Origin of the sequence: Actinomycetospora soli, assembly GCF_021026295.1 — a bacterium.
In the GTDB taxonomy this organism is placed as follows: Bacteria; Actinomycetota; Actinomycetes; order Mycobacteriales; family Pseudonocardiaceae; genus Actinomycetospora; species Actinomycetospora soli.
The window spans coordinates 202,471-217,357 of the sequence record NZ_JAJNDA010000011.1 but is presented as its reverse complement, the minus strand read 5'-3'; the positions used below and the strand labels follow the sequence as shown (position 1 = coordinate 217,357).

General features: G+C 75.4%; 15 protein-coding genes. 5 read left to right on the top strand and 10 right to left on the bottom strand.

What is annotated here, in order from left to right:
* Positions 1-11: 11 nt before the first annotated feature.
* From LN037_RS19345 to LN037_RS19310, 8 genes are all read right to left on the bottom strand, one after another.
* A complete protein-coding gene (locus tag LN037_RS19345) occupies positions 12-1,706 on the bottom strand; it encodes an ABC transporter ATP-binding protein (protein WP_230755622.1) in 1,695 nt (564 codons plus the stop codon).
* Entirely contained in the window at positions 1,703-3,430 is a 1,728-nt protein-coding gene (locus tag LN037_RS19340; protein ID WP_230755619.1) for an ABC transporter transmembrane domain-containing protein, read from the bottom strand. The genes LN037_RS19345 and LN037_RS19340 overlap by 4 nt, the downstream gene beginning before the upstream one ends.
* 9 nt (positions 3,431-3,439) lie before the next feature.
* Complete coding sequence (locus tag LN037_RS19335) at positions 3,440-4,402, bottom strand: iron-siderophore ABC transporter substrate-binding protein (protein WP_230755618.1); 963 nt, start codon at positions 4,400-4,402, stop codon at positions 3,440-3,442.
* A gap of 65 nt (positions 4,403-4,467) precedes the next feature.
* A complete protein-coding gene (locus tag LN037_RS19330) occupies positions 4,468-5,328 on the bottom strand; it encodes an ABC transporter ATP-binding protein (RefSeq protein WP_308286162.1) in 861 nt (286 codons plus the stop codon).
* Positions 5,325-6,398: a FecCD family ABC transporter permease gene (locus LN037_RS19325; protein WP_230755616.1), complete on the bottom strand. Its 1,074-nt coding sequence runs from the start codon at positions 6,396-6,398 to the stop codon at positions 5,325-5,327. The genes LN037_RS19330 and LN037_RS19325 overlap by 4 nt, the downstream gene beginning before the upstream one ends.
* Positions 6,395-7,441 carry a FecCD family ABC transporter permease gene (locus LN037_RS19320; RefSeq protein ID WP_230755613.1) on the bottom strand — a complete coding sequence of 349 codons (1,047 nt, stop codon included), beginning with the start codon at positions 7,439-7,441 and terminating at the stop codon, positions 6,395-6,397. The genes LN037_RS19325 and LN037_RS19320 overlap by 4 nt, the downstream gene beginning before the upstream one ends.
* A gap of 73 nt (positions 7,442-7,514) precedes the next feature.
* Positions 7,515-7,994 carry an SRPBCC domain-containing protein gene (locus LN037_RS19315; RefSeq protein ID WP_230755611.1) on the bottom strand — a complete coding sequence of 160 codons (480 nt, stop codon included), beginning with the start codon at positions 7,992-7,994 and terminating at the stop codon, positions 7,515-7,517.
* The gene (locus LN037_RS19310) at positions 7,991-8,326 is read right to left on the bottom strand and encodes an ArsR/SmtB family transcription factor (RefSeq protein WP_230755609.1); all 336 of its coding nucleotides are present in this window, start codon (positions 8,324-8,326) and stop codon (positions 7,991-7,993) included. The genes LN037_RS19315 and LN037_RS19310 overlap by 4 nt, the downstream gene beginning before the upstream one ends.
* 70 nt (positions 8,327-8,396) lie before the next feature.
* On the opposite strand from LN037_RS19310, the gene LN037_RS19305 reads away from it, so the two are divergent.
* Entirely contained in the window at positions 8,397-9,176 is a 780-nt protein-coding gene (locus LN037_RS19305; RefSeq protein WP_230755607.1) for a class I SAM-dependent methyltransferase, read from the top strand.
* On the opposite strand, the gene LN037_RS19300 is transcribed toward LN037_RS19305, so the two are convergent.
* A complete protein-coding gene (locus LN037_RS19300) occupies positions 9,127-9,333 on the bottom strand; it encodes a hypothetical protein (protein ID WP_230755605.1) in 207 nt (68 codons plus the stop codon). The two genes, LN037_RS19305 and LN037_RS19300, sit on opposite strands and share 50 nt — an antisense overlap.
* A gap of 122 nt (positions 9,334-9,455) precedes the next feature.
* Between LN037_RS19300 and LN037_RS19295 the strand changes: the two genes are divergently transcribed.
* Together LN037_RS19295 and LN037_RS19290 are read left to right on the top strand one after the other, a co-directional pair.
* Positions 9,456-10,961, top strand: a complete 1,506-nt coding sequence (locus tag LN037_RS19295) for a 1,4-alpha-glucan branching protein domain-containing protein (protein ID WP_230755604.1) — start codon at positions 9,456-9,458, stop codon at positions 10,959-10,961.
* Positions 10,958-12,241: a glycosyltransferase family 4 protein gene (locus LN037_RS19290; protein WP_230755601.1), complete on the top strand. Its 1,284-nt coding sequence runs from the start codon at positions 10,958-10,960 to the stop codon at positions 12,239-12,241. Before LN037_RS19295 ends, LN037_RS19290 begins: the two co-directional genes overlap by 4 nt.
* 92 nt (positions 12,242-12,333) lie before the next feature.
* Here LN037_RS19290 and LN037_RS19285 read toward each other — a convergent pair whose 3' ends face one another.
* Positions 12,334-13,047 carry an acyltransferase gene (locus tag LN037_RS19285; RefSeq protein ID WP_230755599.1) on the bottom strand — a complete coding sequence of 238 codons (714 nt, stop codon included), beginning with the start codon at positions 13,045-13,047 and terminating at the stop codon, positions 12,334-12,336.
* A gap of 29 nt (positions 13,048-13,076) precedes the next feature.
* Between LN037_RS19285 and LN037_RS19280 the strand changes: the two genes are divergently transcribed.
* Both LN037_RS19280 and LN037_RS19275 read left to right on the top strand, forming a co-directional pair.
* On the top strand, positions 13,077-13,925 hold the full coding sequence (locus tag LN037_RS19280; RefSeq protein WP_230755597.1) for a ribokinase: 849 nt from the start codon (positions 13,077-13,079) through the stop codon (positions 13,923-13,925).
* Positions 13,922-14,869 (top strand): nucleoside hydrolase, encoded by a 948-nt coding sequence (locus LN037_RS19275; protein ID WP_230755595.1) that lies wholly within the window; start codon positions 13,922-13,924, stop codon positions 14,867-14,869. Before LN037_RS19280 ends, LN037_RS19275 begins: the two co-directional genes overlap by 4 nt.
* Positions 14,870-14,887: the final 18 nt, after the last annotated feature.

Sequence of the window (14,887 nt, the reverse complement as noted above, 5' to 3'; positions counted from 1 at the left end):
GGGGTGGGGCGTCAGGACCCCTGCTGCGTCGACCAGAGCCGCGCGTACCGACCCCCGGCCGTGAGCAGCTCGTCGTGGGTGCCCGACTCCACGATCCGCCCGGCGTCCATGACCACGATCCGGTCGGCGGTCGCGGCCTGGACCAGCCGGTGGGCGACGACGATCCCGGTGCGCCCGGCGAGGACCCGCTCGGCCGCGTCGTCGAGGACCCGGGCGCCGGAGCTGCCCGCCTCCGCGGTGGCCTCGTCGAGCACGGCGACCGGCGGGTCGGCGAGCAGCAGCCGCGCGAGGGCGAGCTGCTGGGCCTGCGCTCCGGTGAGCGTGTGTCCACCCGCCCCGACGACGGTGTCGATCCCCTCGGGCAGGGCCGCCACCCACCCGCTCGCGCCGACCGCCTCGATCGCGGCGGCCAGGTCGTCGTCGGACGCCGACGGCGCGGCCAGGCGGAGGTCGTCGGCGAGCGGACCGGCGAAGACGTGCACCTCCTGGGTCACGAGCCCGACCCGCCCCGCGTGCACCGCACCCGCCGTCGGGACGTGGACGCCCGCGACCAGCCCCGCCAGCGTGGTCTTGCCCGCGCCGCTCGCGCCGACGAGGGCCACCCGGGCGCCCGCGGGCACGTCGAGGTCGACGTCGGAGAGCACCTCGTGCCCGGGGACGTAGGCGTGGCGCACCCCGCGGACCTCGACCGTCCCCTCCTCCGCCGGCGGCCGCTCCGGGGTCGGCTCCAGGTCGGCCACCCCGACCACGCGGGCGAGCGAGGCCCCGGCGGACTGCACGGTGTCGAGCAGGAAGAGCGTCTCGTTGATCGGGGTGAACAACGCGATGAAGTACAGCGCCGCCGCACTGGCCGTGCCGACCGAGGCCGCGTCGATCGACACCAGCCACGTCCCCGTCGCGAGCACCGCGGCGATGCCGAGGAACTCGGCGAGGTTGAGGCGGCCGAAGAAGCCGGTCTGCAGCCGCACGACGCGCAGGGCCAGCGCGACGACGTCCGCGGCGCGCGAGGAGACCCGCTCCCGGTGCTCGTCGTGCAGCACGAGCGAGCGCACCGTGCCGATGCCGCCGACGGTGTCGAGCAGCTGCTGCTGCTGGGCGCCCCCCACCCGGCGCTGCTCGGCGTAGAGGGGCGTCGACCGGCGCAGGTACCAGCGGGCGGTCAGGGCCTGCACCGGCAGCGCGACGAGGGCGGCGAGCAGGAACCGCCAGTCCAGGGCGGCGAGCCCGACCAGGGTCGCGACGATGACGAGCCCGCCCCGCGCCACGTTCGGCACGGCCTCCCGCACGGCGTCGCCGACGAGGGACAGGTCGGAGGTGACGCGGCTCGTCAGGTCGCCCGCGCCGGCCTCCTCGACCCGCGCGACCGGCAGCGCCAGGGCCCGCGCGACGAAGCGTTCCCGCAGGTCGGCGAGCAGGCCCTCCCCCGCGCGCGCGACGAGGACGCCGCCCAGCACCGCCAGGGCGCCCTGCGCGAGGGCCGCCGCGACGAGGCCGAGCACCGGGGCGGTGACCGCGTCCGGACCCCGGCGGTCGACGACGACGTCCACGACGAGGCCCAGCAGCGGCGCCACCGCCATGCTCGCGCCGGCGCTGGCGAGCAGGGCGACCAGTCCGCCGACCACGATCCCGCGCCGCTCGCGCAGCAGACCGCCGAGGACGGCGCGGATGCGCGGCCCCGACGCGACGGGGAGCAGGTCCCGGCTCATCCGAGCGCTCCGCGGTAGGTGGGGTCGTCGAGCAGGGTGGCGTGCGTGCCGGTCGCCGCGACCCGGCCGTCCACGACGTGGACGACCCGGTCGGTCGCCGCCAGCAGCGCGGGCCGGGTGGCGACGACGAGCGTGGTCCGGCCGGTGCGCAGGGTCGCGACGCCGTCGGCGATGCGGGCCTCCGTGACGGCGTCGACGGCGGTCGTCGGGTCGTGCAGCACGAGCACGGGCGGGTCGGCCGCGAGGGCCCGGGCGAGCGCGAGCCGCTGCCGCTGCCCGCCGGAGAGCGACCGGCCCTGTTCGGAGACGGCGCTGTCGAGCCCGTCGGGCAGCACCTCGGCGACCTGGTCGGCGTGTGCGGCGGCCAGGGCGGGTCGGACGTCGCCCACGGCGGCCGCGCCGACCGCCTCGGCGACGGTGCCCGAGAACAGGACGGCGTCGTGCGCGGCGACCAGCACCCGCCGTCGGGAATGCTCGGGAGCGAGCGTGGTGACGTCGGTGCCGTCGAGGGTCACGACGGCGGGGTGCTCGCCCTCGCGGGCCAGCGCCCGGACGAGCGCGACGGCGTCGGCCGGGTCGGCGCAGACGACGCCGACGTGGGCGCCGGGCTCGAGGTCGAGGTCGACGCCGTCGAGCGCGCCGCGGACCCGGAGCTCGCCCTTCGCGGGTTCGTGAGGGGAGGATTCGAGCGCTCTGTCGCCATCAGGGTTCCCCTCGCGCGGGGAGGAGGGGACGACCGCGAACGGCGAGGCCAGCACGTCGCCGATGCGCTTCGACGACGCCCGCCCCTGCGCGAGCCGGCCGTTGACCCACCCGAGGATCTGCAGCGGCGTCACGAGGAACTGCGCGAGCCCGACGGCGGCCACCAGTTCGCCGACCGAGATCACGCCCGACGCCGCCAGCCGGCCACCGACCAGGGCGACGAGGGCGAGGAAGAGGCCGTTCATCGCGAGCACCGCGCCCTGGTAGAGCGCCTGGGCGCGGGTGGCGCCGAGGGTCGCGGCCAGCGCCGCCCGGGAGGCGCCGACGTAGCGGGTGACCGCCGCCGGCCGGGCCCGCAGACCCCCCAGCACGCGGAACCCCTCGACGAGGTCGGCCGCGACACCGGAGGCGCGGGCGGCGGCCTCCTGCTCCGGGCCCGAGCGGCGCTCGAGCGGGCGGCCCAGCAGGTGCACGGCGCCCAGCAGCAGCGGAGTACCGAGCAGCACCAGCACGCCCAGCACGAGCGACGAGGTCAGCAGCACCGTGGCCGCGACCGCCATCGCGGCGAGCGCGGCGATCCCGAGCGGCAGCGCGAACGCCACGACCCCGACCCGCTTGGCGTCGGTGACGGCCACCGACGTGAGCTCGCCGGGCAGGCGCCCGGTCTCCGCGCCGCCGCGGGGGTCGAGGACCCGGTCGGCGACCCGCAGGCGCAGCGCCTGGTCGGTGGTCACGTCGGCGTACCAGGAGCGGCGGGCGCCCCAGCGGTAGGAGAAGGACAGGACGAGGAAGTCGAGTCCGAGGACGGCCAGCCAGAACGCGAGGGCGCCCGGGTCGCCGGTGGCGACGGCCCGGTCGATGACCACGCCGACCAGCACCGGAACCAGGGCCTCGCCGGCCTGGTGGCCGCAGAACAGCACGGTGGCCGCGGCGATCGGGCCGCGGCGGGCGCGCAGGGCGTCGCCCAGGACGGAACGAGCGGCACCCACGGACCTGCCGCCGGGATGCCGTTCGTTCGTCACGGGGAATTCCTAGCGCAGGGCCTGCGCCAGCGGCGGCACCATGGCGTCGATCGCGTAGGGCAGCGACAGCGGGCTGCCGAAGCCGACCGCGCCGGCGAAGATCGAGGTCTCGCCGCCGAGGAACGCGACCCGGCCCTGCTGCACGACCGGCAGCGTGTTGAAGGTCGGGATCGCCCGCGCCCCGGCCTCGTCGGTGCCGAACACGGCCAGCGCGTCCTTGTTCAGCTCGCCCAGCTGCTCGGACGACAGCTCCTGGGTGGTCGGCGCGACCTGCATGCCGAGCCCGGTGAACGGCTGGGTGCGCAGGTCGTCGGTGCCCAGCGAGTTGGTCGAGCCGTTCGCGGTGAGGTCGACGGCGACGGTCTTCCCGGCGAACTGCGGGTTCGCGTTCTTCGCGTCGGTGAACTTCTGCTCGACGCCCGCGATGACCTGGTCGGCCCGCGCGGTCTCGCCGAGGGCCTGACCGGTGATCCGGGTCTGCTCCTGCCACGGCACGGCCACGCCGTCCTGCGGGTCGGCGATCGTCGGCGCGATGCGCGAGAGGGCGTCGTAGTCGGCGCGCTCCATGTAGGAGTAGACGCCGAGGATGAGGTCGGGGCGCAGCGACGCGACCTTCTCCACGTCGATCTGGTTGCCGCCGACGAGCTCGGGCCGCTGGCCGCCGAGCGCCTGCTGGGCCCACGGGCGGTTGGCGGCGTCGAAGGAGCCGAGGAACTGGCGCTCGCCGACCGGCACGACGCCGAGGGCCAGCGCGAAGTCGACGTCGTTGTAGCCCACGGTGACGACCCGGACGGGCTTGTTCGGGATCGTGGTCTGCCCGAACTTGTGGTTGATCGTCACCGGGAAGCCGGGCGCGGCCGGGGCCGACGACGCGGCCGTGCCCGACTCCGAGCCGCCGCCACAGGCGGACAGCACGAGGGCGGCGACGAGGCCGAGGAGGAGCGCCACGAAGGGGCGCCGGCGGGGACTCATGGATGCGGCTCCGGACGGACGGCGATGGAAGTCGGAGGTAAGGCTTACCTAATCGTCAGCGAAGGTCAACTGTCCGGATCGTCACGCTCGCGGTGTCGGCGACCGATCGGCAGCACCAGCGGGGTGCCGGAGACGGGGTCGGTGACGACCTTCGCCTCGAGACCGAACACCTCGCGCATCGTCTCCTCGGTGAGCACGTCCGCCGGGGCGCCCGAGCACGCGATCCGCCCGTCGCGCATCGCCACGAGCCGGTCGGCGTAGCGGGCGGCGAGGTTCAGGTCGTGCAGCACCATGACGACGGTCCGGCCCCGCTCGCGGTGCAGCCGCTCCACCAGGTCCAGCACGTCGACCTGGTGGGCGAGGTCGAGGAAGGTCGTCGGCTCGTCGAGCAGCAGGACGTCGGTGCCCTGCGCGAGCGCCATCGAGATCCACACCCGCTGGCGCTGTCCACCGGAGAGCGTCTCGAGCGGGCGGTCGGCGAACTCGGAGGTCCCGGTCCACGCCAGCGCCTCGGCGACCACGACCTCGTCGTCGGGGCTCCACTGCCGGAACCACCGCTGGTGGGGATGCCGCCCGCGGGCGACGAGGTCGGCGACGACGAGCCCCTCCGGCGCCACCGGGTCCTGCGGCAGCACCCCGAGCACCGTCGCGACCTGCTTCGACGGCATCCGGTCGATCCGCTCGCCGTCGAGCAGCACGTGGCCGTGCCGCGGCGCGAGCAGGCGCGCCATCGCCCGCAGCAGCGTCGACTTGCCGCAGCCGTTCGGGCCGATCACCGCCGTGACGGTGCCCTCGACGACGTCGAGGTCCAGCCCGCCGTCGGCCCCGACGACGAGCCGGTCGTCGTAGCCGACCTGCAGGCCCTCGGTGCGCAGCCGCGTCCGCGTCGTCCTCCCGACGGCGGGTGTGGTCAGGTCCGTACTCACACGGTCCTCCTCCGGGTCCGACGCACGAGCAGGTAGATCAGGTAGGGCGCACCGACGACGACCGTCACCACGCCGACGGGGACCGCCTCGCCGAGCACGGTCCGCGCGACCAGGTCGGCGGCCACCACCAGCAGCGCGCCCCCGAGGGCGGAGCCGACGAGCGGGGGCCGGGAACCGCCGGAGAGGCGCAGCAGGATCTGCGGGACGACGAGCGCGACGAACCGGATCGGGCCCGCGCAGGCCGTCGCCACGGCCGCGAGCACCACGGCCACGCCGACCACCCCGGCCCGCGCACGGTCCACCCGCACCCCGAGCCCGCGCGCCGACTCGTCGCCCAGCTCCAGCGCGGAGAGCCGGAACGCCAGCCCGATCGCGAGCGGCAGCCCGATCGCCACGACGACGCCCGCGGGCACCACGTTCTCCCACGAGCGGCTGGCCAGCGAGCCGCGCAGCCAGGTCAGCACCTGGCCCGCCTGCTGGACGTTCGCCGAGACCAGCAGGTAGGTCGTCAGCGACACCGCGGCCGAGCTGATGCCGATCCCGACGAGGAGGAGGCGGAAGCCGTCGAGCCCCTTGCGGTAGGCCAGGGCGTAGACCAGCGCGGCGGCCACCAGCCCGCCCGCGAGGGCCGCGATCGGGGTCCCGACCGGCGACACCGCGAGCCCCGACACGCCCGCCCCGCCGGCGAGCACCACCGACGCGACGGCGAAGAGGCTCGCGCCGTCGGTGACGCCGAGGATGTCCGGGCTGGCCAGCGGGTTCCGGACGACGGCCTGCGTCAACGCCCCGGAGAGCCCGAGCGCGGCGCCGACGAACACGCCGGTCAACGTCCGCGGCAGGCGCAGCTCGGTGACGATGTACGCGTCGGCCGAGTCGCCGCCGCCGAGCAGGATGCGGATCACCTCGACGACCGGGATCGGGAAGTCGCCGCGGCCCAGGTTGACCGCGCAGACCAGCACGAGCAGCACGGCCGCGACGACGGCGACCAGCACCGCACGCGGGCGCCACACGCCGGTGACGGGCCCGGCGCGGAACCGGCGCCGCGCCGTCGTCGTGAGGGGTGGTGTCACAGCCGCGCCAACTTCCGCCGGCGCACGAGCGCGATGAAGAACGGCGCCCCGACCACCGCCAGGACGATCCCGACCTGCAGCTCCCCCGGCCGCACCACGAGCCGCCCGACGACGTCGGCCACCAGCACCAGGGTCGCGCCGCCGAGGCCGGCGACGGGCAGCAGCCAGCGGTGGTCGGGGCCCGTGAAGAAGCGGGCGATGTGCGGGGCGACGAGCCCGACGAACGAGATCGGCCCGGCCACCGCGACCGCGGACCCGGCCAGCAGGGTGATCGCGGCGATGCCGAGCGCGCGGGCGCGGCCGACGTGGTGGCCGAGCCCGCGGGCGGTGTCCTCGCCCAGGGCGAGCACGTTGAGGCCCGGCGCGTTGGCCGCCGCGAGGACCAGCCCGGCGAGGATGAACGGGGCGATCTGCAGCGAGGCCGCCGAGTCCTTGTCGTCGAGGGCGCCGGCGGACCAGAAGCGGTAGGCGTCGAGCGAGGCGGTGTCCCGCAGGACGAGCGCGGACGTCACCGCGATGAGCAGCTCGCTCACGGCGACACCGGCCAGGGCCAACGTCACCGGGGTCGGTCCCCCGGCGCGGCTGCCGCCCAGCGAGGCCAGCGCGAACACCAGCACGCTCGCGAGCGCCGCGCCGGCGAAGCCGAACCACACCGTCCCGTACAGGCCGGTGATGCCGAGGAACTGGATGGCCACCACGAGCAGGAAGCCCGCGCCGGCGCTCACCCCGAGCAGGCCCGGGTCGGCGAGCGGGTTGCGCGTGTGGCCCTGCATGAGCGCCCCGGCCACGCCGAGCGCGATCCCGACGAGCGCCCCGAGCAGCGTCCGCGGCACCCGCAGGTCCTGCACGATCGCCACCGACTGGTCGACGCCGGTGCCGGTCAGCCCGGCCCACACCTGGGCGGGGCTCAGCAGGGCGGCGCCGACCATGATCGAGAGCACGGCGGCGACGACGAGGGCCACCAGTGCGATCCCGACGACGAGTGTCGGCCGCCGGGTTCGAGGGACACGTGTCCCCGCCGACCGATCGGCGAGCGTGGTCACGGAACCTCCCCCGAGGACTCGTCTGAGGTGAGCCCAACCTAACTCACCCGCAGGACGTCGGCCCCCGGCGGCGTCAGACGGCCGGCACCGCCCCCTCGGCGACGGCGGCCAGCTGGGCCGCGACGCTCCCCCAGCCCTCCGCGAAGCCGAGCTCCTCGTGCCGGGCGCGATCGACCGGGTCCGCGTGGCGGACGACGGCCCGGTACGCCGTGCCCTCCGGGTGGTCGCCGAACGTGATCTCCGCGGTCATCGGCACCGGTGCGGGCAGGGCGGGCCGCCAGCCGCTGTCGATGGCGTTCGTGAACACGAGACGCTCGAGCTCGTCGACCACCAGGAAGCAGGCGTCGGAGTGCGGGACGAACGTATCGCCGTCCTCGCTCATGCTCGTCACCATCGCCCCGCCCGGCCGCACCTCCAACCGGTCGACGCGGCAGCGGGTGGGGGCGGGGAGCCACCACCGCGCGAAGGCCGAGGGGTCGGTCCAGGCGTGCCACACGGTCGCTCGCGGCGCCCGGATGATCCGCTCCAGGACGAGATCGAGATCGGGGTTCACAGGTTCTCCTCGGGATCGGTGACGAACTGCTCGAGACGGTCGGTGCGCCCCTCCCACGTCCGCCGCTGCTCGTCGAGCCAGCTCTCCACGACGGTGAGGCGGGCGCGATCGAGCTCGCAGGTCCGGACCCGCCCCGACTTCGAGGTCCGGACGAGGCCGTTCGCCTCCAGCGTGCGGATGTGCTTCATGAAGGACGGGAGGGCCATCGGGAACTCGCGGGCGAGTTCGCTGACCGAGGCCGGACCACGGCCCAGCCGGGTGATCACTGCCCGGCGGGTGCTGTCGCCCAACGCGACGAACACCCCGTCGAGCACCGCCTGATACTGAGCCATGCAGCTCAGTGTTGCGTGTCGCAATACTGAGCGCAAGAGCTCAGTGTTCGGCGGGTGCGAGGATCGCGCGGTGGAGGACACGCTGCCGCTGACCGGCGAGCGCACCGTGCCGGGGATCCCGGCGGAGAACTACTGGTTCCGCCGCCACGAGGCGGTCTACCTCGCCCTGCGCGACGACTGCCGGGACGCGGTGATGCTCGAGGCCGGGGTCGGCGAGGGATACGGAGCAGCGCTGCTCGCGGGCGTGGCGGACCGCGTGCTCGGGCTGGAACTGGAGAAGGCGACGGCGGACCACGTCCGCCGGCGGTACGGGCTGGACGTGGTCCGCGCCGACCTGCAGCGCCTCCCGCTGCCGGACGCCTCGGTCGACGTCGTCGTGAACCTCCAGGTCATCGAGCACCTGTGGGACCAGCCGGGGTTCCTGCGCGAGTGTGCCCGCGTCCTGCGGCCCGGCGGCCGGCTGCACTGCTCCACGCCCAACCGCCTCACCTTCTCCCCCGGCCACGCCCTCGACGACCGCCCGCTCAACCCCTTCCACACCCGCGAGCTCGCGGCGGAGGACCTGACGGCGATGCTTCCCGACGCCGGGTTCTCCCGCGTCGACGTGCGCGGGCTCCACCACGGCGCGGGGCTGCGCGAGCGGGACGCGCGGCACGGCGGCTCGATCGTCGACGCCCAGATCGCGCTGGCCCTGTCGGGCGAGGCGTGGCCCGCGGCGCTGCTCGACGACGTGACCGCGGTGACGGTCGACGAGTTCGACCTGCGCGCCGACGACGTCGACGCCTCGCTGGACCTCGTCGTCACCGCCGTTGCGGCTTCGGCTTCCCCTCCCACAGCTCGCCGCCGGTGAGCACGTAGACGAACGGCACCACCGGGACGAGCGCGAGCACGCCCCACACGATCTTCGCGGTGCCGCTGAGCTCGGGGCGGACCAGGAGGTTCAGCCACACGAGCACCACGGCGACCGGGTGCAGGAAACAGACGAGCAGTTCGGCGATCTTCTTCATGGCGCGCCTCCACCGGGGGCGGCCACCGGCTCGACCGCCGCGTCCGGACCGTACCGTCGGCACCCGCGGCCGATCTCCGTCTACCGATCGGTAACCTGCGGGTCCCGGTGCGAAGGAGGCCGATGGAGGGCACGTTCTGCCTGGTCCTGCACTCCCACCTGCCCTGGCTCGCCCGGCACGGGTCGTGGCCGGTCGGCGAGGACTGGCTGTACCAGGCGTGGGCGCACTCCTACCTGCCCGTGGTCGACGTGCTGCACCGCCTCGCCGAGCGGGGCAGGAGCGACGTGCTCACCCTCGGCGTCACGCCGGTGCTCGCCGCCCAGCTCGACCACCCCTACACGCTGCGCGCGATGCACGCCTGGCTCGCCGACTGGCAGCTCCGCGCCCACACCACGCACCGGCGGCTGCCGGAGGTCGCGGTCCGCGAGCACCGCGCCGCGGCGGCGGCGCTGGAGACCTTCGAGCGCACCTGGCGCCACGGCGGCTCCCCCGTGTTCCGGGGCCTCGCCGACTCGGGGGTCGTCGAACTCCTCGGCGGTCCGGTCACGCACCCGTTCGGCCCGCTGCTGCCCGGCCGGGTCCGCCGCTTCCTGCTCGACGGCGGGCTGCGCGACACCACCCGCCGGCTCGGCGCGCGCCCGGAGGGCATCTGGGCGCCGGAGTGCGGCTACGCGCCGGGCATGGAGCGGGAGTACGCGGCGGCCGGGGTGCGCCGCTTCCTCGTCGACGGCCCCGCCCTGCACGGCGACACCGCGGCGGCGCACCCGGTCGACGGGTCGGACGTCGTCGCGTTCGGCCGCGACCTGGAGGTCACCTACCGGGTCTGGTCGCCGCGCGCGGGCTATCCCGGGGGCCCGGACTACCGGGACTTCCACGCCTTCGACCACGCCTCGGGCTTCAAGCCGTTCCGCGTGACGGGGCGCCGGGTCACCGAGAAGGCGCCGTACGAGCCCGACCGGGCCGCGCTCGCCGTCGGGCGGGACGCGCAGGACTTCGTCGCGACCGTGGTGGCGCGGCTGCGCGAGCTGGCGGACCGCCGGGGCCGGCCCGGCCTCGTCGTCGCGGCGTACGACACGGAGCTCTTCGGGCACTGGTGGCACGAGGGCCCGGCGTGGCTGGAGCAGGTGCTGACGCTGCTGCCGGAGGCCGGGGTCCGGGTGACGACGCTGCGCGGGGCGGTCGAGGCCGGGCACGTCGAGGAGCCGGTGGTGCTCCCGCCGTCGTCGTGGGGATCGGGCAAGGACTGGCGGGTGTGGGACGGCGCCGCGGTCCGCGACATGGTCGCCGACAACACCGATGTCGCGACCCGCCTCCTCGCCGCCGTCGACGGTGTGCCGCGGACGACCGGCCGCGACGCCACCCTGGACGCGCTCGCCGTGCAGGCCGCGCTGGCGCTCTCGAGCGACTGGGCGTTCATGGTCACGAAGGACTCGGCGGCCCACTACGCGCGGCGCCGCGCCGCGGAGCACCGCGACCGGGTCCGGGAGCTGACCGACCTGCTGCCCGCGGGCCGGCACGCGGAGGCCGCACGGCGGGCCGCCGCGTTCGCCGCGCAGGACGACCTGTTCGGGCACCTCGACGCGCGGCACCTGGTGCACGCCCGCTCCCGCGAGCTGGTCCACGCATGAGGATCCTGCTCGTCTCCTGGGAGTACCCGCCGGTGGTGGTCGGCGGGCTCGGGCGCCACGTCGGGGCGCTCGCGACGCACCTCGCCGTGCAGGGCCACGACGTCGTCGTGCTGACCCGCCGGCCCACCGGCACCGACGCCTCGACCCATCCCACGACCGACACCGTCGTCGACGGCGTCCGGGTCCTGCGGGTCGCGGAGGATCCGCCGCACCTCGAGTTCGTCCGCGACCTCGTCGCCTGGACGCTCGCGATGAACCACGCCCTGGTCCGCGGGGCGACGGGGCTGGTCCGGGACTGGCGCCCGGACGTGGTGCACGCCCACGACTGGCTCGTGGCGCACGCCGCGATCACGCTGCGGGAGCTCGCCGACGTGCCGCTGGTCGCGACGATCCACGCGACCGAGGCGGGCCGGCACGGCGGGTGGCTCTCGCAGCCGCTCAACCAGCAGATCCACAGCGTCGAGTGGTGGCTCGCGAACGCGGCCGACGCCGTGGTGACGTGCTCGCACGCGATGCGGACCGAGGTCGCCGACCTGTTCGACGTGGACCCGGCCGGGATCACCGTGCTGCACAACGGGATCGACGCGTCGGGGTGGGCACCTCCGGTGGTCCCTACCCCGGTGGCAGGAAAGCGTCGTTGCTGGCATCCAGTGGCAGAGAATCCACATCGTCGCGGCGCTCCCACCCTGGTCACCTTCGGCCGCCTGGAGTGGGAGAAGGGCATCCAGGACGTGATCGCCGCGCTCCCCGCGATCCGGCGCGCCCACCCCGGGACACGGCTGATGATCGCCGGCTCCGGTTCCCACGCCGCGTGGCTCGCCGCGCGCGCCCGGGAGGCCCGGGTCCGGCGGGCCGTCGTCATGCTCGGCCACGTCGACGACGCGACGCTCACCCGGCTGCTCGGCTCGGCGTCCGCCGTCGTCCTGCCGTCGCGCTACGAGCCGTTCGGCATCGTCGCGCTGGAGGCCGCCGCCGCGGGCGCGCCGCTGGTGGCGTCGAGGGCCGGCGGGCTCGGGGAGGTGGTGCTCGACGGGGTCACCGGGCTGTCGTTCGACCCGGGCGACGTCGCGGGCTGCGCGGCCGCCGTCGTCGCCGCGCTCGACGATCCGGAGGCGTCCCGACGCCGGGCCGCCACGGCCCGCGAGCGCCTCGACACCGACTTCGCCTGGCCGAAGATCGCCGCCGACACCGCCGCGCTCTACCGCGCCACCCGGCGTCGGGAGGACGTCGAACTCGGCCGTCCCAAGATTCCCGGCGGGAACGTCTTCGGCCGGACCTGAGGCCGCGCGAGATCCGACGATCTCCTCGAGCCGAGCGACGTGGTCGCTCAGCGATCACGTCGCGCGGCTCCTCGGGAAGACCCGGCCGGCTCTCACTCCCGGGCCGCCTCCGCGACGGCGCGGGCGGTCTTGCGGGCGATGTCGGCGAGCGCGGCCCGCTCGGCGGCGGCCGCCTCGTAGTCGGCGATCCGGTCCCGGACGACCCGCGCCGGCGCCCCGACGGCCACCGCGTGGTCGGGCACGATCCCCTTCACCACGGCGTGCGCGCCGAGCACGCAGCCGCGGCCGACGGTCGTCCCGCGCAGGATCGTCACCTTCGTGCCGACCCAGGTCTCCGGCCCGACCCGCACCGGCGTCTTGACGATCCCCTGGTCCTTGATCGGACGGTGGACGTCCTCGTAGCGGTGGTCGAAGTCGCAGACGTAGATCCAGTCGGCGAGCAGCGTGGCGTCGCCGAACTCGACGTCGAGGTAGGCGTTGATCGTGTTGTCGGCGCCGAACACGGCCTTGTCGCCGATCCGCAGCGACCCCTCGTGGCAACGGATCTTCGTCCGGTCCCCGATGTGCGTGAACCGTCCGATCTCCAGGCGCCCCAGTCCCGGCCGGCACTCGAGCACGACGTCCTTGCCCAGGAAGACCATGCCGCGCAGCACGATGTGCGGCTGCCGGAGCCGCACCTTGAGAATCCGCCAGTACCGCACCAGGTACCACGGGGTCCACGCGCGGTGCCGCACGATCCAGCGCAGCGTCGCCGCGGAGACGAGGCGTGCCTGGTCCGGATCCTTCCGGGTCGCCCAACTGCCCACCCGCGAGAGGGTACGGCGAGGATGTGCCGGTGACCTCGGTGACCGTCGTCGGCAGCGTGAATCTCGACCTGGTCGCGCGCCTGGAACGCCTGCCCTCCCCCGGCGAGACGCTGACCAGCCGCGGCGTCACCCGCCACCCCGGTGGCAAGGGCGCCAACCAGGCGCTGGCGTGCGCGCGGCTCGGCGCGACGGTGCGCCTGGTGGGGGCCGTGGGCACGGACCCGCTCGCCGACGAGGCGCTCGCGCTGCTGCGGGCCGGGAACGTGGAGCTCTCCGCGGTGGCGACCGTCGCCGACGCCCCGACCGGCACCGCGATGATCCAGGTCGACGACCACGGCGACACCACGATCGTCATCGACCCGGGCGCGAACGCCCACGTGCGGTGGCGGCGGGACATCCCCACCGACGTCGTCATGACCGTGCTCGAGGTCCCCGACGAGGCCGTCGCCGCCGCCATGGCCGCCCCCGCGTTCACCGTGCTCAACGCCGCGCCCGCCCGCGCCGTCGACGAGGCCGTGCTGCGGACCGTCGACCTGCTGTCGGTCAACGACGACGAGCACGCGATCCTCGGCCGCACGGCCGACCTGGACGCCCTGCCCGCCGTCGTCGTCACCCACGGGGCGGCCGGGGCCACGCTGTACCGCCACGGCCGCGTCACCGCGCGGGCGGAGCCGCCCACGGTCGACGCGGTCGACGGCACCGCCGCCGGCGACGCGTTCACCGCCGCGCTCGCCGTGTCCCTGGCCGAGGGAGGTCCCGACGACGCCGGGGTGCGGCGCGCGTGCTTCGTCGGGGCCCTGACCGCCACCCGCGCGGGCGCCCAGCCCGCGATCCCCACGCTCGACGAGCTCCACGCCTTCATGGAGGCCCACGCATGACCCCGCTGATCATCGACACGGACCCCGGCGTCGACGACGCGTTCGCCCTGGCCGTGGCCTGCCTCGCCCCCGAGGTCGAGCTGCTCGCCGTGACCTCGGTGCACGGCAACGTGCCCGTCGAGCAGACCACGGAGAACGCCCGGCGGCTGCTGGGCACGTTCGGGCGTCCCGACGTGCCGGTGGGCCGCGGCGCCGACCGCCCGCTGGTGCACCTGCTCGACGGCCGCGCCGACGACGTCCACGGCGGTGACGGGCTGGGCGGCCGGTCGCTGGACTTCGGCCCACCCGTCGACGAGTCGCCGCTGCGGGCCGTGGCCCTCATGGCGTCGGTGCTCGAGCAGGCCACCGAGCCCGTCACGATCGCCGCGATCGGGCCGTACACGAACGTCGCGACGCTGCTCTCCGCCCGGCCCGACCTGGAGGAGCGGATCGGCCGCTTCGTCCTGATGGGCGGCTCGATCGGCTACGGCGGGAATGTCACCGCGGCCGCCGAGTTCAACGTGTGGGGCGACCCGGAGGCGGCGCGGCGGGTGCTGGCCGGCTCGGTCGTCCCGACGACGCTCGTCCCGCTCGACCTCACGATGCGCATCACCCTCTCCGCGGACTGGCTCGACGACCTGGCGCGGGAGTCCCCGATCGGCGCCGCGCTGTCCTCGACCCGCGAGGCGTACCTCGCGGCCTACTCCGCCCGCTTCGGCACGCCCGCGATCGCGGTGCACGACGCCGTCGCGGTGCTCGAGGCGATCCGGCCGGGGTCGGCGCGGACGATGCCGATGCCCGTCGACGTCGACACGTCGTCCGGTCCCGGACGGGGCGCGACGATCGGCGACATGCGCGGCGCCGAGGCGGTCGTGCTCGGCCGCCCCGTCGACGTGGCCCTCGACGCGGACGCGACGTTCGTCCGGGCGGAGCTGCGGCGGCGGTTGTGCGCGAAGCGCTCGTGAGCAGAAAGGGTCGTTATA